Origin of the sequence: Paenibacillus sp. PDC88 (genome assembly GCF_900106725.1) — a bacterium.
In the GTDB taxonomy this organism is placed as follows: domain Bacteria; phylum Bacillota; class Bacilli; order Paenibacillales; family Paenibacillaceae; genus Paenibacillus; species Paenibacillus shunpengii.
Genome location: NZ_FNNT01000002.1, coordinates 375,258 through 400,764, shown reverse-complemented (window position 1 = coordinate 400,764; position 25,507 = coordinate 375,258). Strand labels below are relative to the sequence as shown.

Below are 25,507 nucleotides of genomic sequence, written 5' to 3'. Positions count from 1 at the left end.
TAATATGATATATTAGCATAATTTGAAGGCTCACTGATACTAAGATTTTGGGAGTCAATGCAAAAATAGCATCCGCTATTCCATTTTGGCCGCCTCCCAATGTTAGGATTGAAGTCAATCGGGAACAGCCGGAGGCGGGCGATTAATGATGTAATGAAAAAAAGACCCGAAGCCGGGTCTTCTCCTGTTGTTATTAATGTGGAACCTGTGGACTGAAATCATCCCGGCTCGATTGATCGGCATGATAGAACACAACATCTCCATCCAGTAAGCTAAAGGCTTGACCGTATGCATCGAAGACTCTGTTTTGATATCCTTCCATCTTCCACTGATTCATTAAAGGAGCATGGATATACTGCAAATGCGGAGCATTAACCTTTCCTTCCTGAATGGATTCCAGATTGAAGTTTACGATAATATAACCGTTCTTCAGGAAGATAGGTGACTTCTCGTCAATTCCTCTATTCGTCCTAGCATATTCTGCGATATTCGTTCCTTGCCTCACCACATAAGGCTCGGCTGGCAGACTATATTCACCGTACCACTGCTGGATTGAGGCGTTCGCACGAAGAACATCACTGCTTGCCGTTGCCGGTATATTTGTCTTCGGTCCAATAAAGGTACGCAACTGCTCTGGAATCATTAGAAGATCCCATCCACCTACAGGGGTTTTCATTTTGGTAAACACCGCTTGATAATAGCTCTGGTATGCACTCTCGGTAATCATGCCTGTATGAAGGGTGCCATCGTGATGATATTTGTACCTTGCCGTATCCTGAAGCTGTCCTGCCGGCACATTCCGCAGTCGTTCATTTAGAACGACATATCGCTGAACCTGATCTTCTTCTGATCCGATCCGGACAAAGTTCTGCTCCTTCGTATGGTAATAGAGATCTACAGGAACTCGGGTCTGTCCATCCTTCGTGACGAAATAAAAGCTAGGTGTAATCCGAATTCCATCCTGGGGACCAAACATATTTCCTTTGGTCTTGAAATCAAATTTGAAATGATAGCCTGTCTTAATGGCTACATTCTTGTACCCTTCGGCAGGATGGCTTCCCGGACGGATCGGCGTCGTAAATTTCTCATCGATTCCTCTCGGATCACCGTCAATACCCAAGGTTCCTACCCAATATGATACGCCTGTTGGAGCACTGCTGCCCTCAGTTGTCCGGAATACATTTTCCCAGCTGTAGTCCGCAATATCGGTTATTCGAAAATCGTACAGCCGGCCAATGACCTCAACAGATACCTCATCACTTGCGATATGATGTATAAGATTCAGGTTAGCATCCTGCTCATCTTGAGCATTATAATCCGAAGGTGCATTTTCCGCGATATTCCTGAATTCTACCTGATAATCACCTTCATCCACCCATACAGGAAGATAAAAGGTCGTATCGAGCTGGGCTGCCGGTACATTAATCCATGTCCCTTGCGGATAGAAATGTAATTTGTCATGGCTGAACACATCAAAAGGGAATTTCACCTGCTTGATCCGATAATACTTCGCATAATCTCGGTTTCCATATCCAGGATAGCTCGTATGCTGTCCTTCCGTCGGAATTCTTACTTTAAACGGACGCTCCAAAATTAAGGCTGAACGATTCATGTTCGGATTCGTCTTCTGGTTATGAGCCTGATCGTCGGAGACGAGTGAGTAGTTCACCACAGGCGTATGTACGGTAACCTCATTGATGGGGGTTATTGGATAGCTACGAGTTCCTCCACCCCCCACCGCAGGCTGAATAACTGTATAATTAATAGTTCCAGTCGATGGGGCATCCGATTCATTCAGCAAGCTCTGGCTAATTAGAAGCTGATCCTCGTACAATAGGGTCTCTCCGCTATCCTTATAGGACCTGATCTTGGGTGCTTGAGGTATTTTCGTCGGACTAGGTCCATTCTGAATTACAGTACTCCCATCCATTACAGTGGTGGTTGTCCCTTTCCAAGTAAAATCGAGCGAATCATTCTTCACTTCGGGTGGTCCAGTCTGAGCTTCAGCCATTCCGAGCAATATCGAAGTATCATCAGGCGGTGAAGGCTTACTGTCTCCTCCATCGACTTCATCTGGAGTAAAGCTAATTGCGCCGCTGTTTTTTGGTATGACATGTTCCTCCACATTCTCAGACTTGGCGAGCTGCACAGAAGGAGGTGTATATCCATTAGGCCTTAACGTTACCGACTTTCCGGGCAGCGCATAATTTGACATCGTTCCTTGTTCAATACCATAAACCTCGAGGTTATTCACAGTCCAATAAGAGTAATCTCTTTCGAATGAAAATTGATAATTGACCTTTTCAGATACGGACTTCGGTTCTGGAGGTACTTCAACCATATTCCCATCCTCATCAGGTACGGGATCCTGTGCCTCCTCCCATTTCAGAACATAGGTGATCTCGGCGTTACAATCGTAAGTAATCGTACCTCTCTGCTGACCAAACGTATGCTGGTACAGATATGGATACGCCCAAGCGTTGGCGTACAAGTGCTCTGAGGTGGGAATTCCGATCGTCGCATCGAAATGAATACCATTCGCGGCGTCATCCGCTAGAATATGTCCTTGAGCCCCAGGATCCATAAAAGTCGTTGCAGGAGTGGAGCCTTGAGAAGGTGGATTAATCGTAGGAGTACACGCAGCCTTTCCTCCTGGTTGCTCCGGCTCTTCATCCGGATCACCACCAACCGTTACCGTGGCATAATCATATAGATGATATGGACCTTCTTCACTATCCCAGATCGCCGTAATTCGAGCAGTTCCTTCTCCAACGGCCGTCACTCTGCCTGCAGCATCTACAGTGGCTACCCCTTTGTTATCCGAGCTCCACTTTACGCTGTCCCGATAAGAAACATCCACCCAGCTTGATTCCGTCCCATCATACTGGGTCGTTTTAACTTTTGCGTACAGTGGCTTCTTCTCATCGACGGCCATAGTCATGTCTTCTTCGACTTTTAGTTCTTTAATTTCTTTGATGAAGCCGGTGTAATCGATTTTTAAGTGAACCTCATACTTCACCTGATATTTAGGTTCACCATTCGGTTTCATATTATATACCCTACGATCTACATGCTCATATAAGTCATCATTAGTGGGCTCTTTACCTGTCTTGGTGCTCAATATTGAAAAAACATTACCTCTTGTCCATTGTGGATTTTCTGTAAAAGCGAATGTACTACCCGCAACGTAAGATACATTTAAGAGATCAAGTCCTTCTATAAATTCCTGTTTATATGAATTTCCTACATCATCTGTCATTGATTCAGGTGCATATTCTCTAGTATTTATCTTATCTGTTACATACTTAGCAACTGGCCATTTATCTCCATTTCTATCTACATACGTACTAGTAGTCTCTCGATCGGCTCCCTCATTCCTAACCGCAACCCATTGATCTTCATCTCCCTGTGTCCAAGTTGTAGCGGGATTCGGATTGCTTACTCCTGTTACTTCGACTTTTAGAGTTTGTTTTCTAAAAGCGGGGTTCCCCCCATTATCAGGGGCTAGGGTAACCCCATGTTGTTCACCAACAGGGGGATATCCTTCATTCCAAAGTGCGGACACCGTAGATATACTAGTAAATAGAAAATAGAAAATCATAAGTGATGATAAAGTGAGTAGAATTTTCCTCATTTTCTTGCATCCTCACGATTTATTTTTTATTTACTAATCTAACAAAAGTCCCATCATCCATTACTACATCGAAAAGAGCTTCTTTTGATAAGTAACTTCTAACCCAAAATGTGGTTCCCTCTTTCTTATTTGCAAAATATTTAGCTGTTTCGTTGTTTGGTAATGTTTCATAGCCATACTTGTCCGGCAATTCATTTGCTATTGTAGTACCATTCAATAACTTAGCTCCTGAATTACTATAATGACTAGAACTAAAATTACTTGCTTTAGGATAAATCGTAATTTGCATATGCAGAGGATATAATTTTCCGTTAAATGTATTAAGAAAAGACTCGTCATTTTCTGACACAAAGATGTCTGAAAAGATGCTTTGTTTAGCATTGGTATTGACTGCTATAGCTCTATGGAACACTAAGCTACCAGCTCCATTTCGGAAAGTAAACTTCTTACCAGAGATATCTGCAAAAGTTCTTTTTGTAAAAGTAAACGGAGTTACTAATTCCAAATTCGATTTTTCCGTACCTACGGCGCGCAGCTCTGTTAAATCTGCAAACGAATTTGCGGATTTGCTAAGCACGCTCTCCAATCGAAGGACAATGGCGGAGACTTCCGCCCTGGTTGTCGTTTGGGTAAGTCCAAAGGTCCCATCCGTGTAACCTTTCATTAGGCCTGTCCCCATCACAATCGCAATAAATGGAGCCTTCGTCTGACTGATCTTACCTTGGAAATATTCTTTCACTGGAAGAACGGTAGTTTTGGTATCTGACCAAGCCTGCTTATACTCGGCATCATTTGCTGCAAGTCCAGAGCTCAGCCATTTTGCCATTTCTTCCCTGGTCAAGGCTTTTCCGGGTTGAAATCCGTTAGGATAGTCTGTCGCCTTGATGAAACCCATACCTACCGCTGCATTTACCGCGGATTCTGCCCAGTGACCTCTCATGTCTGAAAAACCAGCAGTACCCTGAACCGCTTCATAATCAGCAACTCTTGCAATTAACGCTGCAAACTCAGCACGTGTAATATTGGCTTTAGGACGAAAAGTTCCATCTGAATAGCCTTTGAAATATCCTTTCTCCACTGCAGTGGAAATGGATTGATTGGCCCAATGAGTAGAAGGAACATCCCTAAACTTACTGTTAGCTGCACTGACAGGCAGTGAGCTCCCTAGAATGCTAACGGATATAAGGGCTCCTGCTAATATTGAGCTCATCTGTTTTTTCATTTTCCTATCACTCCTGTTATGTATAGTTGTTTTCTTGCTCCAGCTGCCTACTAATTAAAATTAGCTATAATTCTAGTATTTTATCGGAAAATCACTATACATATTTTATAAAAAAATCCATTTTTCTACTTGTCTATCAATGTGCATTATTGATGCATCCATATTCAAAATAGCCCGCAGCTGCCGCTTCCTTAGATGTTGTAAAACGTTCCATCGGCACAAATGCAAGATTACAGGTGCTTGGGTAATAGTATTTAATCCCTGTCTCTGCATCAATTCCACCTACAACAGGCGTTGTCTTCACGAGCCTGCCTCCCGAAAATGCATAATTGTTATAGTATCCGGCTCCAACCGGAATGCCTTGGATGAATGCCATCACTCCCACATCATCAATGGTGTTGTACCATTCCTCCTGTGGAATTACTGGAAGAGTAAATTGATAGGCATAGCCATTACGCAAGGCTTTCTCATTATGAACGTGGATAGCGTACGCGAGATCATCCTGAATCTCACTAACAATCGTTTGTCTTCTTACTTGATCAAAAGTATCAGCATCTTGTAGGAGTGGGATACGGGTAAGAGATCGTATTTCATCCAAATACCCTTCCACCCATTGACCCGTCCTGTGCTCATATGCATATACATAATCATCCAAAGTAAATCGGACCGTATTCCCCAGCTCATCCGCATAGATGTACATTTTTTTCTCAGTCCATAGATGCTCTTCTGCATTCCGGCCTTCCTGATTCGTATAGGGAGTACTCTGATAGATGTAATAGCCATCATAGTCAATGACTAGAAGTGCGGGCAGGTATGTCATAAAAGCTAACTGAGCCGATCGATCTTCATCCAAACCAAAGTTAATGGAGATCGTATGCATAAAGGTATCCAGCAGAAGATCCTTATCTACCCTTGTAAATTTGGACGAGGCATAGCTTGTTTCGAGCAGAGGATCTTCATTCAAATTCATCACACTGCTTGCGTCCTGAACCGCTGTTTGAACAGCCTGCGTATACTGCTGCTCAAGCCTTACAGCCTCGGCTTCATCCTTCATGTCCATGCTATAGAACCAGAATACAGGAAAGAAGATGAGGACGAAGAGGATGGCATAATCAGTAATCCTCATTAATGACCATTCCTCCGTAGTTCACATGAATCGAGCTTCCATTTCCCTGATCGAGCAGTAACCATTCCTTGAATAGATCAGCTGGAGTTTTGTTGGTATTCATACAAGTTACACGAAAAAAATCTCCTGCAGTAAGCTTGTATACTCGGGCTTGATCATCTCTGGACATTTCATTATCCGGAAACAAAACCCCCATGATCTGTTCATCGTAATAACCATCCAGCACGGCTTCGAACTTTCCTGTAAACGTCGCTTGATTCATCGGGTCTGTATATTCAGGGACATACTTCTTGTGCATATGCTCAAGTTTAACGTCAAACGTGTTACCGGTAAGTGCCAATTCTTCTTGGAACTGCTCGTACATAGTCGGTGTAATATACCCTTTCGTCCGCACCGCATCTACAAACTTAGTCACAGTGTTATATGTCGTCAGCCGGGATAGATCATCCTGCCTTCCAGCAGCTTCAACTGCCGGGTACACATAGAGGAGCAGGACGGCAAGCAGAGCTGCAAGTATTTTGGATACACTGTTCGTCACTAAGCATCTGCCGCCTTTCGATAATGAATTTGCTTGAGCTCGCGAGCGGGTCCTCTTATATATTCCACGCTGTATTCAGCTCCGGCTTGAAGTTCAATGTTGTCAGCCGCTATGCTTCCGTCAACATATATGATAATGTCCTCCTGTGGAAACTCTATCATGCTGCGTACATAAGCACTGCTGACCGTAGGTCTTACTGCTTCTCCAAGGATGGTCCGTATACGGCCATCCTGTTCTGATTGATGGATATGTCTTGCAGATGATGCAGTTTCCATCGCAGATACTAGAGATACAGCTAATAAACATGCGCAAACCCAGGTCGTTACAGCTACAGCGATAAGCAGCATGGATCTAGTGTGTTCTCCCAGATCACAACCCCTTCTCTCTTTCCAGAATTAATCAGCTCTCATTACTTGCTCTCACTATTAATGCAGCTGCTTAGGATTGTACAAATAGTAAACCTCTCACTACGTTGGAGTTGTCCTTTACCACGGTTGCTTTAAATCTGCCGCTAGGATTAACGTATTCGTTCAAACGCTCATTCAACGTATCGTTCAGGACTCCACTAGTACCGCCTTCCGGATTAATGACTTCCCCATATCCATTATTCGTGTCGGAGCTGGTATTCAACGGGTATCCGTACCACTGACCTTCTGGATTCTTGCCTGTTTTGATATAAATCCCGAACTGATCTTTACCTGCAAATTTTCGTAGCGCATTCGTCACTTGGGATCCACTGATTGTTGTTCCGTCATACACAGTAAAAGCAGCCTGTGACAGCTCGGTCTGAATATCGGCAAAATTGTTCTGTGCTGTCTTCGTTGCCTCCTGAGCGGAAATAAATAAAATAACGACGATCGTGATCAGCGCAATAGTAAGAAAAATACCTGCAGCTACTTTAAGAGCAGATGATGCATTTTGCATGGTTATACCTCCGATATAATTTGATATATTAGGAATGCATTTTATAACTCATTTAAAAATTATGATTGGTTTCACGAGAGTCTGGCTCAAAGCTTCTGTATTTGCTCATAATAGATATTCATTTGTGCGAAGCTCACCGTAATCAGCGGAATAACTAGATAAAGGAAGATTAGAGAGTACATCGGCGTGAATCCGATCATTTTTCCCCATTCCGCTTTCTTGTCAATCATTTGGGCATACTCCTGCCTTCGCTGTTCGAAATAAAACGACATCTGCCCTTCCAGATCATCAAAGGCTTCCTTGATCGTAATTGCACCAAGAGACAGCATAAGCTTATCTATCATTCTTTGAAATTCAGGCAATGTCACTTCTTCTTTAAGCAGCTCCAGTGCTGCTTCTGGTCCCTGTTCGAAATGAAGCAGACATTTTTGAAGCGGTGTTTTGAAAATGACAGCAAAACGGTTCAGCCATTCCAAAATTTCCTCAACTGACATTCGGTCCATCTCTCTTAATATAGAAATCACTGTCTGATATTGATAAATTTCATGCTTCATATCCATACTCCGAACTTTACGCTGCATGTATAGCAGCAATAACGGTAGTTGAAACCCTACATACCCGATTCCGAAGCAGAGAGCCAGCTCCCACCACTTAAGGAATTCATCATTCCAAGCTTGGAGCTTGTCCATAATTCGGGGTACGGACGCAAGCACTGTTTCTTGATCCGGCGACTTTGCAGATACCGCAAGGAGTGATCGTTCAACTTCTTCATAAGAGCTGTGAGCATTCATATTCAGATCACGCATTACCTTCTCGTCCAGCTCACTCCATGCGCGTGCTTCCTCGAGCTCATCATCAGGCAGCTTTCCAAAGATTGTCGTCTGGGTCACCGGCTTCGTCAGAATGTGCTGCTTCTCAACATAATGCAAGTACAGCACACTTCCAAATGCGACGAAAAAGCAAATACTGGCACATAGAAGCCGCCTTACCACAAACCACTCCACTTTCAAATGCGTATTCGTATCACGGAGCAGCTTGACCATTGAATGATATCGTTTGGTACCTGGCTGGGGCACAAAGCTTGAAACGAATGGTTGTATCCATTTCCAGCGATAAATCTTTTTTTCAAGGATTCTTTTTTGCTTAGTAATCCGAAATGTCGTCTCCTGATTACGCTGCAGCTGCTGAAGCATGAGATAACAACCAATAATGATGACGTAGATGGATAATAGAATGATGAACCCCATCTTGCTGTCATAAAATTCATTCATGGTCGGAAAGCTGCTTCTGGCCCAGCTCTCGATCGGCTTCGTAAAGAAGACCGGAATGAGACTGATCAAATTCAGTCCTTTTAATAGATAATCAAGCTTATCCAGCCGCAGTATTTCAAGATGGATCTCTTGAGTCAGGCTGCTGATCCCTGTTAAATATATGGAGCTCTGATCCGGATGCTGATCACCGAATTCCATGACCATATAGGAGATTCCGGCAAAGGCTTTCAGGAAGCGATTGGGAGCTGTCTCATAATATCGCTCAAGTGCTTCATCCGGGTTAACAGAGGTTAAGGCCGCATAAATATGCATTGCATGCCGGGCAGCCTCCCCATTAGCGAACTCCGCAGCTTCATACAGCGCTTCTTCCACCATACCGTGCTGATGGTACCTGTGACGTACATCGGCGAACAATTCAATCATTTCAGACAATAGCTTCCTCTCTTGCCTTGCTACCGTCATATCCAGGAATAGGCTGTTAATGATCACTCCAACAAGACAGGACAGTATAAGGAAGCTGATCCCTGGCTGTAGGGAGAACAGGATGCCTCCTGCGGTGAGAAAAGAAATCCAGATGGACCATGTAAGCTTCATCGTCTGACATCGGAGCGAGTACTCGCTCATCCCCTGCTGATAGCTTAATTTTTTCCTCACCAGCAAGATGTAACCCGACAGCACAGGAATCTTGATTCCTACCAAATAAGATCTCATAAAAAAAACATGAAGGAATGCCGCTAGCTGCGCAGATGTACTTATTGCATTGGAATTGTATGGAACCGCTCCTACTCGCTGCTCTTGCTGACGCTTGACGCGAGATATCAATCCGATTACAGCTATAAATGCGGCCAGAGAGATAAACAAGAGAATCAGCAGCCATTCTTTAAGAGACATGAGCTTCACCCCGATGTGCCAGAAGCCAGCGTTCAAACGACTCGGCATCTTCCTTGTTCATATGCGATAGCATTTCTACTCTGTTGGCCTCAGATATCTCAGAAGCGATGTAGTATCTCCCTGCCCTATACTCAACAATATTTCTATATGTAAAAGCGGGATGCCCTGATCTCAAATGGCCTGGAACCAGCACACATTCTGTGATCCGTTCGATATACCTTCTGCCGTCTGCGTCCTTTCTCAGATGAATATCAAAATTGATTACACTTGCTACCTGTTCCTCGGCTATAGACTCCTGGCTGAACATTCCCGCCTTTAGGAGCGAATTTCTTAAGGAGAAGATAAGATCCGGAAATGTCTTGGCATGATGCGTAAAGACCGTAAACAAGCTGGCAACCTGTGACATCTGTATCATCCATGCGGCTACCTCGTCGCTTGCGACTTCACCAAGAATATTGACCGTTCCATCGGTCTTCTTCTGTAGATCCAGACCTTCTTGTCCTGAGATATGATCTGTTTCCCGGAATGTTAATATGTTACGCCTGCTGTATAGCTTCCTTAGATGCAATTCAAAGGCCATTTCCTGTACCCGAAGCGTATGATAAGGATAGATATGCTTGATCATCGCCATTAATAGTGTTGTTTTACCTGATCCCTGTGCTCCCGTAACGGCGGTAATACGGCTGCCCTTCATGAGATACTCGATGAATTCAATGACCGGCCCTGCATTCTCACCAATAATTAATTTAGATAGAGCTGTATTCTGCAGATCAAACTTACGAACAAAGAATGCCCAGGACTCGGAGAACGGAGGACGAACCACGACCACCCTTGAGCCGTCCTTCATCTCGTTTACTTTGTAGCCTTTTGATTCCGACAACTGTCCGGGATGATTATATTTATAAATATTTTGGCAGACTCTTCTCAGCTCCCGCTCTGTTCCAAAAGACAAAAAGGAAAGATGGATGGACTTGCCTTTGTAAAATATCCAGACACTCTCTATGGATTTCGAAGGAATGTCATCTTCACTATCCGTTGTTATAGGAATATCTCTGTTAAATCCATCACGGGGAAACGCAGACAAATCTGTACCCAGCATCCCGCTTACACCTCCACTGACTCCATCGATTCGCTGGTCACGAATTTCGTCAACGACAGAAAATCCCTTGTATTGCTGATAGATCCGTTGAACGACAATGTTCAGCTTATCGGCAAAATGGAGCTCTCTATACTCGCATGCGAAGATGTGTCTTATATCCTCCTCTGTTATCGCATAATAGCCTGCAGCATCCTCCTGATCCCATCTCAGTTCAGCCAAATCATAGGTATCAATTAGGCTTGAAAGTGCCTCTGTTCCATATTGTTGTTTATACAAATAAAATACGATTTCAAACTGATCCTGAACGGTTAAGTTTAGGGTGTGATTAAACGGAATTGCTTCGTCAATGCTCTTCTCATTTAGTCCATAGCTATGAAGCAATAAATCCTTGATTAAATTTTTGACAAATGCCTTATCACTGACACTTCCAGAGATACAATCTTTGAGGGCGCGTCTCATCTCGGCCCGCTGATTTAATTTTCGTTTGTATTCCTCTTCGTGCAATCCTGCATCTGCAAGCTGGCTATGACTGAGTTCATGCAGCGACTGCTTGATATACTCCGTCAAATTCTCGATCGTACTGGGTTCATGATGAACTCCTAAGGATATTCCAGAATAAGCTTTGGTCCTCGTTCTTATCCGTAACATGATCAATATCATACAGATGCAAACCAGGCAGATGAGAAGAGCATTCACCGCAGCCTCTCCTCGCATCTATGCTCCCCTCTCCAGCTGCTTCAAGATCGTACGTAAACCTGCATTGTCCATAATACATTTGGCCAGCTCCCTAATGCTCGAAGCATGCTCACCCCGTTGACCGTTTTTCTTGTCCTGATTCATGTTCTGCTGCAAATAAGAAGGCACATCCCGCCGATTCCACGCATCCTTGAATTCAGTGCAGTAAGGCACAGCAATGACCGGATGTTTGTAATTAAAGCGCCGCTTCATATTGTTTATGGAACAATGGGAATCTGCGTCGTATTGCCCAACTGTCACAATAACCTTTTTGTTTTCCAGGTCTTTTTTTAATTCTGTATCGCCAAAATAATGTTCTAGCACCCTCAAGTTTTGATCCAGGTTAATGACTACCACATCAGCATCCTTCAACACTTCTCGCTCCATCCTGTCTCTATTTCCGGCATCCAGCATGACAAGATCGTACACCTCACTTGCCGTCTTTAATACCGAAGGCATATATTTTGAATACTCTTCGATTACATCTACCCCATTCTGCACTCTAGCTCCCGGCAGTAAATCCAGCTGTCTGGACAAAGGCACCGTATAATCTCTGAATTTATCTCTCGTAAGGTTACAGCTTAAATAGAGCCGTAGCAGCGCGTTCCACCCAGTGGTTGCAAAAATGTTCGTCATATGGTCCATGGTGTCCTCTCTGACCGGCAGCGCTGCCTCTATACTATCTCCCGCTCGTTGCATATGCATGGACAAGACACGAACATGGTGCGTGAGAGTAATCATCAGTGCGGATAAAATAAGGTGAGAAGACGTCCCTCTTCCGTTTACCGGACTCCAAAATACTACAGTGCTCATGCTCTCTTCCTCTCTCTCATTTGTATTGCCCGCCTCGTTTCGGCAGGCTCAAAGCCAGCCACCATTTCCATTAATTCAGCAAGCGATTTCTTGTAATGTCTGGAGTAATGCCTAAAGCTGCGTCTTCGATGATGCTCGTTCTCGAGCCGAACCGCTGTATCCAGTTCATCTAAGCGGAACGATACCGGGCTGCCCTGAAAATCAATCGGACTGTCCTCGTAGTAGGCCCAGATATAAGACTCGATGTGCGTATCTACTGCGTCTAAATACAGCCTATAGAACGGAGGAAGCCGATCTGCAGACAGCTGACTGCACAGCTCTTTAATCCATGCTTTGCCACACTCCAGGGTCTTGCGTGAATAATCCGTCGCCCATACTCTTGCAGTAGCAGATAACCATTGATCCGTGTTCAGGAACTCCGCAAGCTCGATGTCTAAGATCATAAAGTCATAGAGGACATCTTCATTCATCTCGAGTAACGCCTGCTCAACCTCGTTAAATTGCCGATACCCCGTGGCTACATCAAAGCCTTCATATTCTGTAACGGCTGGAGTGGAATGACCTTCCTCAATACAATATCGATATCGCCCATCTACAGTACCATCGACTAGAATGACCCGATATCCGCTGACAGATAATATTTTGCTAAAATTTAGCAGCAAGTCGGTTTTGTTGCTCGGCCCGGCAAATACATAGCTTTTCACTCAGATCCCCCTTCCGGTGCCGCATCCATATTCGTATCCTTCCATAGGGTCTCCTCATCATTTGATGCATTTAATAGACTATTGCCATTGTCTGATTGCTCGTTCATGTTGTTATTCCAGTTCGACGTTCTGTCGTCATTCGCCCGAGCGAGTCCATCTTCAATGGATTCTGACACCATGTAGTTGGATGAGGAAGATTCATTTAATGCCCTTTCCAAGGAACTGCGTAGCTGCGTAGCAAGTGCCTGCTCGGCGAGATCTACGATATTAGGATTAGATTCAATCAGCGTCAGCACTTCCTCATTGGCCGGATAGGTTGGTATTGCACGTTCTTGGAGTTCAGGTTCTACATATGTAAGAGAATATAATGAGGCTTTGTGAAGATAGGCGTCTACCATGGCACTGGATAAGGTGAGTATCTCTGCTTCTGTTAAAGTCATCCACATCGTAGCTCCATCCAGATCGTGAACCTTCTTCTTGGATAGTACAATGTAATCCTGACCTGTCGGGAACTGAATTCGCACATCAATCCGATCTCCTGCATTCAATAGTGAGGGACGAGCTATAACTGAAATTTCACGATTCCTCAAGTCATCGGGTGTCGGCTCCTCCTCATATAGCATTGCCGCAGTCAGCGAAGTCCCGGCCTTGAGCTCAATCTTCGATACACTTCCTGCAATATCATCCAGCTCGCTTATTAAATTGACTGGCGCTTGTCCTTGCGGCACCTTCACGGCCCTTACATCTGTATCTTTGATTAAAGCACCAGCCGGAATATCATGTACCATGACATAACCTGTCCTGCTATCCTTCTGTTCGGCTACGAGCTGCTTTTTGATCTCCAGAAGTTCCTGTTCATGCTTCGATTCAAGTGAATCTGCGGTGTTCTTGTCCATTTTCCAGTCGTACAACAGTAATCCACTAAATAAAATACTTGCTGCTCCCGCTCCGATTAATCCGGCAACTATTTTTTTCTTGCTCTGTTTACGAAGTTTAGACACTCGTGGGGTCTCCTTTACTAAACTCTTCTTATGCTTTTTTGAATAGGAACCTTCTTCTCTTGCTAATAGGTTTAATCGTGTCTAACAGCTCCTGCAATACCTCATCCATATGCTCTGTACGGTCAAAAGGATCAACATGTGGTGGAATACTATATACTCTAGGTGTATCTATCCTTTTTCTCATTCTGTTCACCGTCTCCTTGGAGGCAAGGGGCAGCAGATACGTCCATTTTAATTTGGGCTGATTAGGATACGATTGCAAAAACGATGCTATGTCATCCTGCTTCCATTCGGCAGCAGCATTTACAACTATAGGAAGATCACTTCTGAAGAACTCTTCCATCTGGCTATAGTCCCTCTCGCTCCCCAGATCTAGGACGACATATTGATAGCTGCCTCCCAGCAGCTCAACCATCTCATATTTGCTGCTCCTCTGGACGTAATGGACTCCTTCAATATCGAAGCTCTTGGCTTGCATAAGTTCAGCATCACGGTATGCAATCGCCTTAATCCTGGAAAAAGCAACGGACCTCTTCGACATCTCAATTACGGCCACCTTGCTGCCCAGTCTGGCTAAATAATGGCTTATCGCAATTGCGGTGTGTGTTACACCTGCTCCAGCTGCTGTACCGATGAGCGCGATAATTCGAGTACCTTGCATCATACCGCCAGACGCTCTAATCACATTCCCGTGCTCATAGTGTTCAGATAATCTGTACATTTCCTCTCTAAGCTCTTTGATCGATTGATATCGGGCCTGTGGTTCATACCTTAATAGACGTCTCATAACGGGTATATATTTACGAACGCTATCGTTCCTAAGCAGCTGCTCCACACCAGCGATCCATTCACTATGTGCGCCTCTGGTTGACATGTACAGAAATAATGCCCCCAGACTGTATAAATCGCTCCTTGCATCCGTCTGCCCTGAACCAAATTGTTCAGGAGCTGCGAATCCGATCGTACCAAGCTTCACGGTATCTTCATTACCAGAGAGCTTGTACTTCCTTGCGATTCCAAAATCAATCAATCGAATCTCATCATGCTGGGCGATCATAATATTACTGGGCTTCAAATCACGATAGATCATCGGCGGAGTGAGCCCATGTAAATAATCCAGCACCTCCATAATTTGATGAATGATTCTAGTTATCGTATTCACCGGTATCTGAAATTTCTTCTGATGCAGGTACTCCTGGAGTGTTATTCCGTCAATGAAGTCCATGACCAAATAACTGTATCCTTCCTCATCCGGTGCAAAAAAATCTACAATGTGCGGCAGTCTGGAATGCTGCAATGTAATTAAGGTCTCCGCTTCTGACACGATACTCCCATGGAACTCTGGACGGCTTACATTTTCCTTGACAGCCCATTTCTTGCCGGGCAGCTTCAAATCCTCAGCTAGATAAACATGGCTCATGCCGCCAGTTCCAATTTTTCGAATCACATGATATCTCCCTCCGAGGACAGAGCCTCGTTCCAAACGGGAAGGCTGCTTCATCCAAAACCCCCTAACAGGCACAAAAAAAAGGAAAGCCCCTATAGCGGTCTGCAGTGTCCTGCTGAACCTTTGCTATAGGGATGCTTTCCCATTTCCGTACTGGTTAATTTTGGGTTAATTATATGACATAGACAGGGATATGTAAAGTGTTTTTTTACTTTATATAGCAAAAGAGGATCACGGCTATAATAGACGGACCCTCTATATAAGATCATGCGGCTTAGTACTTAATCATATAAAGCGTGATTTCATCACGGTTATGGAACAGCTGCTTAGCTCTCTGCACCTGCATTCGGGAATTCTCGAATACTTCGATGACTTCCCGAATTAGGGCCATCGGCTTCTTATGCATAAGTTTAACCGTTACGACCGCTGTTCCTCCTGATTGAAGACTATCCAGTAAGCCTGTAACCAGTTTGGCCATAAGCTTCGGACTCCAGCTCATATCACATACGAGCAGATCAAATTCATTATCTCTGAATTTGACATCACCCGCATTCTTGGAGAGGTACTTCAGATTCGGATGGTCCAGCAGGGAAGGGTTCATTTTCGCCGGATCTACCGCTGTGACATGAAGGCCTCTTTCCAGAAGGAATGAAGTCCAGCCCCCCGGAGCCGCGCCGATATCGAGTGCACGATGAAAGGACGAGAAAGGGATTCCCAGCGTTTTTTCGGCCTCCAGCAGCTTGAACTTCGCTCTTGAGATTTGTCCCTCTTCCTTCTGAAAACGAACTGCACCTCCATTCCAATCGGACAAGTTATCCGCAGGAGCAGAAACACCGGCATATAAACGTTCTCCTGTAAGATAAACAGAAACAACCCTGTCGGCCTCTTGAACCGTATGTTCTGCATGCAATTCATCAATGCCGGCAAGAATATGCTGCTTTAATGCACCCGAGGTTTCCGTCCATGCGCTTTCTTCGGTCTTACGCACTTGCAAGGCAAATGTCCCTTCTTGAAGAGCAGGATGTGCCAGTAAATAGCGATACAGGCGGGCAAATGAAGCCTCTTGATCCTCTACATTCTCTTCAAACTGAACCGGGAACACATGTCTTAAGAATATGAGCGGCTCCCTCGTGAGCAGCTCGTTAACTGCTGCCTGCTCTCTCGGCAGGGTCGCCAGGAAGACTTCGCTCTGTACTATAACTGAGCTTTTCACACTCCCAAATACTCTTCGCAGCTCTTCTTGCGCATACGGGGCAAACCCATGATTTGCGGTACAAATGAATCTTGCAGAATGTGCTTCTGCGTATTGTTCTTGATTAGTCAAAATAGGTTAACCTCCACTGCATACCCGTATCCATGGTCTGTCCTCGAACCAATCCAGCTCTACAGCAATACCATAGGTATGCATTATTGTTTCTTTTGTCAATACTTCCTTCTTAGGCCCTGCGGCCGCAACCATGCCATCCTTAATAAGCGCAATATGAGTAAATAAGGGCATAATTTCTTCAATATGATGAGTAACATATACGACCGAAATATCTTTCTTCCCGATCTCATCAACCGCTGACAGCATTTTTTCTCTCTCGAATAAATCAAGACCCGAGCACGGCTCGTCCATAATCAACAACTTAGGCTGTGCCATGAGCGAGCGGGCCAGGAGCACCTTTTTTCTTTCACCTTGAGACAATGTCCCAAATGGCTGCTCCGCCAAATGAGCGAATCCAATCTCGGCCAGCCGGGCATACGCCTGCTCCTTCACTTCGTCAGGAATATGCTGATAGAAGCGTAAAAACGCAAAAGCACCCGTGGCTACAACCTCCCATACGGGATCCTTCAATGCGAGCTTTTCTATCAGTGTTTGACTGATATAGCCAATCTCCTTGCGTACCTCGCGCACATCACATTCACCATATAAATAATCCAGTACTTTCACCTTGCCCTCAGAGGGAAACATATAGCCCATGATCATCTCAAGTATGGTCGTTTTACCGCTGCCATTTCTACCAAGAATGACCCAGTTCTCTCCCTTCCTCATCTCAAGGTTGACATCCTTCAATATATCCTTGTCTCCCCGGCGAAGACTGACGTGCTCCATTTCGATCATATGATTACCCTCCTGATTTGAGAGAGCAGATGCTCTACGGATTCCATTCGATATATCGATTTAGGGAGTTCTTTTGCACCGCTAAACAGCAACACGGCAGGGACACTCCTGATCTGATATTGCTGCACGAGACTTTGAATCTGGGTTATATTCGCTTCATATAGAATGCCTGAAGGTAGTAAGTGCTCACATACCTCCAGCATACGCCGAGCTGCATGACATGTACCGCATAAGGGAGTGTAGACATACAAGGCAAAAGCTTGTCCCTCCCAAGCCATCTTCAAAATTTCCTGTTCAGTAGCTTCAATCATGCTAATCCTGCCCCACTGTCCGTGCAATGCTCTCAAGCAATTCATAAGGAATGGGACCGTTATGCACTTCCACATCTTCAGGCTTGTTTGAATACAGCAATTCATACATGGCTCTTCTGCCATAGTCACTGGAGGTATGCAGGTATATTTTCTCGGGATACACCTTGTGTTCTACAATAAAAGAAGCGATCTCAAGCCCTGTCGGCTTGCCATAACCCAGATCGTAGTCTAATGACAAAATGCTTACACCATATTCATTTAGCAGCAGCTTACATTCATCTGCATCTCGTGCGAGTGTAAATCCTGGAGGGCAAGCCCGGTAATCATCCATAAATATATTCATGAACCGCTCTCCTCTCCTCGTTAGTTCATTAGCCAGGAGCGAATTTGCTCGATATCGTCCTTGTGACTGCCATCGTCACCTTTTTCACTTTCGAGAACCCAAATGCAGTCTGCGAGCTCCTGACGATGTAACAGCCATGACAGTCCTTCCGCCCCGATTTGTCCTCTGCCGACCCGTTCATGCCGATCTTTAAACGAACGGAAGCCATATTTGGAGTCATTGACATGGACGGCAACGAGCTGAGCCCAATACCCCGTCTCATGTCCCTTTTGTATCATATGGTCATCTGTCGTCCCATTCCATAACCCGCTTGCAAAAGCATGGCATGTATCGAGACAGAATCCGATCGCTTTCGCATGACTCGACAAGCTTCGAATCTGAACGATTTCTTCCATCGTTGTGCCCATTGGACCATGATCCCCTGCCTGATTCTCAATCAGGAGCTTGGCCTTACCAGACCAACCGGATAATACTTCATCCATAAACTGGATCACATTGCGATAGGACTGCAGCGGATCTTCTGTCTTCGCATGTCCAAAATGGACAACCACACCTGCTGAGCCACATGCCTCTGCAATCTCCAGATCATTTTTGAGTGAGGCAACCATCGACTCGTACAGATCCGTTCCTTTTAACTTCCCTACAGCGGGATTCGTAGGATAAGGCGAATGTGCAATAGACTGGATATGATGGTCAGTACAATACAATTTACATCTTGCAGCCTCCGTCTGATCATAGGCCTTGGTCCCGAGACCACGAGGGTTCTTTGGAAAATACTGAAATGAGGTTCCTCCCATGTCATACGCCCTCATTGCAGCCTGTTTATATCCGCCCCTCGTGCTTACATGTCCCCCAATGTACAAATCAGGCTTCTTCCTTCTGACATTCTGGACAGTAAAAAGCTTTCTTGCCCGTAATCAGCGTCTTGGTAATGATCCCCTTATTGCAGCGCGTGCAGGTTTCCCCTTCACGATCGTATACTCTGCATTGTTCGTTGTATTTACCGGTGAGTTCATCACCTTCATACAGCGGCATTTCCATATATCCTCCACCTGCCGTGGCTTCTCGCAAGACAGATTGAATCGATCGGTACAGCCTGCTTGTTAATTCACCAGATTCCAATATCTTTTGGATCTTCGTGCTTGGTGTGAGACTTGCTGCGAATGCGATCTCATCTGAATAACAGTTACCAATTCCCGCAATGACCTCCTGATTAACGAGCGTCGATTTGATTGTTCCTCTTCTACCTTTCAGCACAGCTCTGAGCTTATCCTCAGTGAATCGGTAATCAAGCGGTTCTGGCCCTAATTCTGACATAGCCTCATCTGTTTCCTTCGCACTCAGCAGATGCAAGTATCCTAATCTTAGTCCAATAAAATATAAAGTTATATCGCCGAATTGAATCTCAATCTGAGTACTACGATCTGGACGCTGATCTTCTGTTCCTAAATATAAAATACCGCCAAGCATCAAATGCAATACCAATCTGCGGCCTGTGCTCAGGTGAAATATCAAATGCTTTGCCCGGCGCTCGATATATACGATTCGTGTATTTAGTAGTGAAGATGTGAATTCGTCTGAAGTGACATTTATAGATTTTTCACGATTAAGGGTCACTTTAGTTATCGGAATATCTAATATTCGATCAGATAATAGCTTCTTGTAATTCTCCATTTCCGGTAGTTCCGGCATCTTTGCATTCTTCCTTTCACTTGTTGCTGTCCATGTTACATTATACGCCATTCACTAGATGCTGCTCACCAATTTGTGTAAATCTTCATAAATTTCATCTGGCTTAATGCCTGTCGCACGAACATGGGCATCCATATTCTCTCTCGTCGTTACACCCGTCAGCACTAGTATCGATGAACAGCCTGCTGCTGCCCCAGCTGCAATATCTGTACGCATATTATCTCCAATGACGGCAACCTCAGCCGCCGGCAGTCCTAATCTGTCAATTGCATGCTTCATCAAAATGCTTGAAGGCTTGCCAATGACGACTGGCTTCACCTGCGTAGCTGCCTCAATTGCAGCCCCTATGGTTCCAGCTCCCGGCGTCAGACCGTCATCTGCAGGAAGCTGCAAGTCAGGATTCGTCATGATAAACTGAGCTCCACCGTTAATCCAGCGCAGAGCCTGAGTGAGCTTATGGTATGTAAATTCACGATCAATTCCTTGGATCACATACTCGGGAGACGTTTCCGTTATTTCAAGTCCCGCAGCTTGAATGGCTTGATACAATCCATCCTCTCCGATATACGCTACTCTGGCACCTGGTGATTCCTTAGCTACATACTCAGCCGCGGCCACTGCCGACGTACATACTTCTTCCCCGGCTGCCTCAATGCCCAAGGACCTCAGATGCTCAGCCACTCCTTCCGGAGTTCTTGAAGAATTGTTTGTTACATATAAGTACGGAATGCCTGAATTCCGCAAATGCTGAATGAGCACATCTGCTCCATCAATCCGGTGCTTCCCATGATATATAGTTCCGTCCAAGTCGAGCAAGTAGGCTTTCGGTTGTGACAATTCATTTCACTCCTTACAAAAAAAGAATAAAACCGCAGTATGTACGCTGTTAGATAAGCATTATGCCCATCGTACATCCTTTTTAAATCGATTGCAAAACGTGAATAGCAGGGCCTCTGCCTACCCTGATTAGACCTGAATCAGCTCGTGCTCAGCTGCCAGTATCGTATTTGAAAATATTTCACTCGCCTCGCTTAATAGCGGCTGAAGCTGCTCCTCATCCTTATACCTTGAACTGAAATGCGTCATAATCAGCTTCTTCGCACCTGCCTCTTTTGCCGCTTCCGCTGCTTGTCTGGCAGTACTATGATAGTATTCATGCGCTGTAGAGGCCAATTCATGCAGAAAAGTCGCTTCATGAACGACGACGTCCGCTCCAGCCGATAAAGGCACTACATGAGCGGTCGGCCTAGTGTCCCCGAGAATCGTAACGATCTTCCCTCGTTTTGGAGCACCCAAAAAATCCTGGGCATGAAGCACAAGACCATCTCCAAGATCCACACTTTCACCACGCTTCAGCTTGCCAAATAACGGACCTGGCTTCAAGCCATGAACTGCGAGCTTATTGGGGTCAAGACTGCCAGGACGATCCTTCTCCATCACTCGATAGCCATAACTGTCGATTCTATGCTCTAGAAGAGCCGATTCCACGATAAACGTATCATCCTCGAAGATCATGCCGCCCTCATGCTCTATAATGCTCAGCTCATAATTGATTCGAGATTGACTAAGCTCAAGCGATGTTTCCACATATTTTTTAATTCCCGGGGGCCCGTACAATGTAAGAGGTGTCGTTCCTCCCTGATAAGCACGGCTGGATAACAGACCCGGAAGTCCGAAGAGATGGTCGCCATGCAGATGAGTAATGAATATTTTTTCGAGTTTGCTTAGTTTGAGTGGAGATTTCAAGAATTGATGCTGTGTACCTTCTCCGCAATCAAACAGCCAGATGGAACGACGTTCCTCCAGCATGCGAAGTGCAACAGCCGTAACGTTTCTCTGTAAAGATGGAACACCCGCATTGGTCCCCAAAAAATATAGTTCCACGATTGTATCACCTCGTTATATTTGGATTAGAGAATCAATTTCATAATACCTTTAGCTGCTTAAATCAAAAGTATATATAGTTTTTAATTCCCCTTTTTAATGGGATATGAAATTGATTCTAGTATAGAAAGATAAGGCCGGAACCATGCAAGGATTACAATCAGCTTATAATGATAGGCCATCAAGGTTAATTATATGATTATAAATGAAAATCCTCCGATTGTGGAATCGGAGGAAAAGATCAGCTCAAGCATTTCACTTGTTACGCCTTCTCTACATTAAAATATTGAGCCTCCGGATGACTGAACACCATTGCCGATACGGATGCCTCAGGCTCCATCATATACCCTTCTGTCAGCTCTACGCCGATATCTTCAGGACGCATCAAGCGGAATAGCGGTTCCTGGTCTTCCAAATCTGGGCAGGCAGGATAGCCAAAAGAAACTCGTATTCCTTGATATCTTGCTCCAAGACGCTGCTTCATGGTCATATCTGCCGAATCAGGGAATCCCCATGTATCTCTCATCATATGATGAACACGTTCCGCCAAGCCTTCAGCCACTTCCAGCGCAATGGACTGAAGAGCATGGAACCGGAGATAGTCCCCTTTTTCTTTCCACTCCGCAGCCAGCTCTGAAATGCCATGTCCTGCGGTTACCACTAAAAATCCTACATAATCCATAACACCCGATTCAACCGGCTTTAGGAAATCGGCCAAACAAAGGTATGGATCGACTTTTTGTCTTGGGAAAGTAAAGGTGTGCAATACCTTTGAATGATCTTCCGGATCATAGATGATGATATCATTTCCTTGAGACTGCGCTGGGAAGAACCGATACATTGCATTGGCCTTAATGATTCCGTCCTTGACCGCCTCATCCATAATTTGATCGACGGTTTCTTTAAGCTGAATTGCCTTGGAATCACCTGATTTAAGCAGCTGCTCCACGTTGCCTTTTAATCCCAGATGATGCCCCAGCAGCATCTGCATGTTAACATAAGGAAGAATATGACTAATCGGATAATTCCGTATGGTATGTCTAGCTAGATCAGGCGGCAAATATACAGGTGCCTCTTGAGAAACTTTGGAGCGTTCCACTCTCGTCAGCTCGGGTAAGGGGATCACATTACTAACAGCTGCGGCATCCTTCTCCTTCTCAAGCTCCATTTCCTTCAGCATCAGCTCTCTGGATTGCGGATTCATCAGCTTGTTAGCGATGTCAAGTCCGTCCATGGCATCCTTCGCATATACAACCATTCCGCTGTATTCAGGTCTGATCCGAGTTTTGGTAAATTTTCGAGTCAGTGCTGCTCCACCTACCATAATGGGTACGTCAATTCCTGCATTCCTTAAGTCCTGTGCAGTGAGCACCATTTGCTGTGCCGATTTAACTAACAGACCCGATAAGCCAATCGCATCTACTTTCTCTGCACGATAAGACTCAATGATACGTTCTGGTGGTACTTTTATACCCAAATTGACGATCTGGTAACCATTGTTCGCGAGAATGATCTCGACAAGGTTCTTACCGATATCATGCACATCACCTTTCACCGTGGCGAGCATGATTTTACCTTTAACCGAGGTTTCGTTCTTCTCCATGAATTGCTCTAGATGAGCAACAGACGCTTTCATTACCTCTGCACTTTGCAGTACCTCAGCAACAATGAGTTCATTGTTGTTGAACAGTCTTCCAACCTCCTCCATCCCTTTCATCAGAGGTCCGTTGATGATCTCAAGTGGACTGTATTTCGCTCTTGCCAGCTCCAGATCAGGGATGAGTCCTTCCTTACTGCCTTCAACGACGTAAGCAGCTAAACGTTCTTCCAAGGTCAGATTAGAGATTTGGACTTTCTTCTCTACTTTTTTATTACGGAATGCGGCTACAAAAGCAGCTAAGGTTTCATCATTTGTACGGTAGATTAAATCTTCGGCAAGTTTACGTTCTTCAATTGGAATAGAGGCGTAACGCTCTACTTTTTCCGTGTTAACGATCGCATAATCAAGTCCTGCCTTGGTGCATTCATACAAAAAGACAGAATTCAGCACTTCACGCCCTGCCTCAGGCAGTCCAAAGGAAACATTACTTACTCCAAGGATCGTATGTGTTCCTGGTAATGCGGACTTGATCAACCGAATGGCTTCAATCGTTTCGGCCGCAGATCCAATATACTGCTCGTCTCCTGTACCTACAGGAAACACAAGGGTATCAAATATAATGTCTTCCGGTTTAAGACCATATTTATTCACGAGAAGATCATACGATCGTTTGGCAACGTCAAGCTTGTCTTCCCTGCTAATTGCCTGCCCTCGCTCATCAATCGTTCCCACAACGACAGCTGCTCCATATTTATGGATGATCGGCGTTACATTCTCAAATTTATCCTCGCCATCTTCCAAATTAATAGAATTGATAATCGCTTTTCCTTGGGAATATTGAAGGGCTAGATCAATGACTTCACTATCTGTTGTATCTATCATTAGAGGTACTTTGACTTTCTTAACAACAAGCTCAAGGAAATTACGCATATCCTCGGCTTCATCTCGATCAGGGTCCTGCACACAAATATCAACAACCTGCGCTCCATTCTTAACTTGAGCACGCGCAATTTCAGAGGCCTCTTCATACTTGCCTTCTACAATCAGGCGTTTAAATTTACGGGAACCGAGTACATTTGTTCGTTCACCAACCATATAAGGACGATTATCCTGTTCTACATACACAGGATCTATACCCGAAATAGCTGGAGGATGTTCTCCAGTTAGCGGACGTGGCTTCATCGTTCCCAGCTTATCAGCAAGAGCCCTGATATGATCCGGTGTCGTACCACAGCATCCCCCTGCAATATTGATCCATCCTTGTTCTGCAAAAGCTGCAATCTTGGTTGCCAGCGAATCAGGCGATTCATGATATTGTCCATTCTCATCCGGCAAGCCAGCATTGGGATAACAGCTGACCGCTGTTCCTGCCATGGACGATAATGAACGAATATGATCTCTCATAAATTCAGGACCCGTTGCACAGTTTAGCCCGACCGATATCGGGTTAAGGTGTTCTAAGGAAATATAAAACGCTTCAATGTTCTGACCTGCTAGCGTTGTACCCATTGGCTCAATTGTCCCTGATATCATAATGGGAAGCTCGATGCTCCGTTTGGCGAACGCCTGCCGGATACCGATGCTGCCAGCTTTGACATTGAGTGTGTCCTGAGAGGTTTCCAGCAGAAGCACATCGACACCGCCGTCGATCAATGCGATAGCCTGCTCTTCATAGCTGTCAATCAGCTCTTGAAAAGTAACCCCTCCTGTAACGGACAAGGTCTTTGTCGTTGGGCCCATAGCTCCTACGACATATCGTGGAGATTCTGGTGAATTATATTTATCCACAGCTGCTCTAGCCAGTTTTGCCGCAGCGAGATTAATTTCTCTTGCTTGATGCTGTATATCGTATTCTGCTAGCACGACAGAAGTGGCTCCAAAGGTGTTCGTTTCAATAAGATGAGCGCCAGCTTCAAGATAACGTTCGTGTATATTTTGAATCAATTCCGGTTTAGTCAGCACAAGTATTTCATTACAGCCATCCAGCTCTTCACCGCCAAAGTCCTCGGCAGTCAGGTTTTCTTGCTGGATCATGGTGCCCATGGCGCCATCTAGAATTAATATTCGTTTATTCAACGCATCCTTTAAGTCACTCTTGATCACTGTCATACCTCCCGCAAAACGTTAAATCTTAGTTTAGCAGAAACACCACCTGTTGGGAAGGTAAA

21 protein-coding genes are annotated in these 25,507 nt (G+C 44.9%); all 21 read right to left on the bottom strand.

The annotated features are described in order from the left end of the window. Positions 1–193: 193 nt before the first annotated feature. Positions 194–3,634, bottom strand: a complete 3,441-nt coding sequence (locus tag BLW49_RS08450; RefSeq protein ID WP_090724068.1) for a DUF5704 domain-containing protein — start codon at positions 3,632–3,634, stop codon at positions 194–196. A 19-nt stretch (positions 3,635–3,653) separates the two neighbouring features. Further along, on the bottom strand, positions 3,654–4,856 hold the full coding sequence (locus BLW49_RS08445) for an S-layer homology domain-containing protein (protein ID WP_090724066.1): 1,203 nt from the start codon (positions 4,854–4,856) through the stop codon (positions 3,654–3,656). A 136-nt stretch (positions 4,857–4,992) separates the two neighbouring features. Continuing rightward, positions 4,993–5,982: a hypothetical protein gene (locus BLW49_RS08440; RefSeq protein ID WP_090724064.1), complete on the bottom strand. Its 990-nt coding sequence runs from the start codon at positions 5,980–5,982 to the stop codon at positions 4,993–4,995. Then, positions 5,969–6,520, bottom strand: coding sequence for a hypothetical protein (locus BLW49_RS08435; RefSeq protein ID WP_090724062.1), 552 nt, complete (start codon positions 6,518–6,520; stop codon positions 5,969–5,971). Before BLW49_RS08435 ends, BLW49_RS08440 begins: the two co-directional genes overlap by 14 nt. Continuing rightward, positions 6,520–6,867 carry a hypothetical protein gene (locus BLW49_RS08430; RefSeq protein WP_090724061.1) on the bottom strand — a complete coding sequence of 116 codons (348 nt, stop codon included), beginning with the start codon at positions 6,865–6,867 and terminating at the stop codon, positions 6,520–6,522. Before BLW49_RS08430 ends, BLW49_RS08435 begins: the two co-directional genes overlap by 1 nt. Before the next feature lie 91 nt (positions 6,868–6,958). Beyond that, positions 6,959–7,444, bottom strand: coding sequence for an ABC transporter permease (locus BLW49_RS08425; protein ID WP_076312775.1), 486 nt, complete (start codon positions 7,442–7,444; stop codon positions 6,959–6,961). Between the two features lie 86 nt (positions 7,445–7,530). Next, on the bottom strand, positions 7,531–9,654 hold the full coding sequence (locus BLW49_RS08420; RefSeq protein WP_256209665.1) for a hypothetical protein: 2,124 nt from the start codon (positions 9,652–9,654) through the stop codon (positions 7,531–7,533). Then, positions 9,596–11,419: an ATPase, T2SS/T4P/T4SS family gene (locus BLW49_RS08415; protein ID WP_076312777.1), complete on the bottom strand. Its 1,824-nt coding sequence runs from the start codon at positions 11,417–11,419 to the stop codon at positions 9,596–9,598. The genes BLW49_RS08420 and BLW49_RS08415 overlap by 59 nt, the downstream gene beginning before the upstream one ends. Continuing rightward, positions 11,420–12,253 (bottom strand): hypothetical protein, encoded by an 834-nt coding sequence (locus BLW49_RS08410; RefSeq protein ID WP_090724058.1) that lies wholly within the window; start codon positions 12,251–12,253, stop codon positions 11,420–11,422. Further along, entirely contained in the window at positions 12,250–12,957 is a 708-nt protein-coding gene (locus BLW49_RS08405) for a hypothetical protein (protein ID WP_076312779.1), read from the bottom strand. Before BLW49_RS08405 ends, BLW49_RS08410 begins: the two co-directional genes overlap by 4 nt. Beyond that, positions 12,954–13,958 (bottom strand): SAF domain-containing protein, encoded by a 1,005-nt coding sequence (locus tag BLW49_RS08400; protein ID WP_090724056.1) that lies wholly within the window; start codon positions 13,956–13,958, stop codon positions 12,954–12,956. The genes BLW49_RS08405 and BLW49_RS08400 overlap by 4 nt, the downstream gene beginning before the upstream one ends. A 28-nt stretch (positions 13,959–13,986) precedes the next feature. Further along, on the bottom strand, positions 13,987–15,459 hold the full coding sequence (locus tag BLW49_RS08395; RefSeq protein WP_090724055.1) for a serine/threonine protein kinase: 1,473 nt from the start codon (positions 15,457–15,459) through the stop codon (positions 13,987–13,989). Positions 15,460–15,679: 220 nt separating this feature from the next. Further along, positions 15,680–16,732 (bottom strand): 23S rRNA (cytidine(2498)-2'-O)-methyltransferase RlmM, encoded by a 1,053-nt coding sequence (locus BLW49_RS08390; RefSeq protein WP_090724053.1) that lies wholly within the window; start codon positions 16,730–16,732, stop codon positions 15,680–15,682. Positions 16,733–16,735: 3 nt separating this feature from the next. Next, positions 16,736–17,509, bottom strand: a complete 774-nt coding sequence (locus BLW49_RS08385) for an ABC transporter ATP-binding protein (protein WP_090724052.1) — start codon at positions 17,507–17,509, stop codon at positions 16,736–16,738. Next, positions 17,506–17,820, bottom strand: coding sequence for a thioredoxin family protein (locus BLW49_RS08380; protein ID WP_090724050.1), 315 nt, complete (start codon positions 17,818–17,820; stop codon positions 17,506–17,508). The genes BLW49_RS08385 and BLW49_RS08380 overlap by 4 nt, the downstream gene beginning before the upstream one ends. Before the next feature lies 1 nt (position 17,821). Next, positions 17,822–18,163: a cyclic-phosphate processing receiver domain-containing protein gene (locus BLW49_RS08375; RefSeq protein WP_076312785.1), complete on the bottom strand. Its 342-nt coding sequence runs from the start codon at positions 18,161–18,163 to the stop codon at positions 17,822–17,824. A gap of 20 nt (positions 18,164–18,183) precedes the next feature. Continuing rightward, entirely contained in the window at positions 18,184–19,026 is an 843-nt protein-coding gene (locus BLW49_RS08370; RefSeq protein ID WP_090724048.1) for a deoxyribonuclease IV, read from the bottom strand. Position 19,027: 1 nt separating this feature from the next. Beyond that, a complete protein-coding gene (locus BLW49_RS08365; protein WP_090724046.1) occupies positions 19,028–19,855 on the bottom strand; it encodes an Fpg/Nei family DNA glycosylase in 828 nt (275 codons plus the stop codon). Between the two features lie 54 nt (positions 19,856–19,909). Then, a complete protein-coding gene (locus BLW49_RS08360) occupies positions 19,910–20,692 on the bottom strand; it encodes a TIGR01457 family HAD-type hydrolase (RefSeq protein ID WP_076312788.1) in 783 nt (260 codons plus the stop codon). Positions 20,693–20,821: 129 nt separating this feature from the next. After that, positions 20,822–21,739, bottom strand: a complete 918-nt coding sequence (gene rnz / locus BLW49_RS08355) for a ribonuclease Z (protein WP_076312789.1) — start codon at positions 21,737–21,739, stop codon at positions 20,822–20,824. A gap of 262 nt (positions 21,740–22,001) precedes the next feature. Then, the gene (gene metH / locus BLW49_RS08350; RefSeq protein WP_371264546.1) at positions 22,002–25,382 is read right to left on the bottom strand and encodes a methionine synthase; all 3,381 of its coding nucleotides are present in this window, start codon (positions 25,380–25,382) and stop codon (positions 22,002–22,004) included. Positions 25,383–25,507 lie beyond the last annotated feature (125 nt).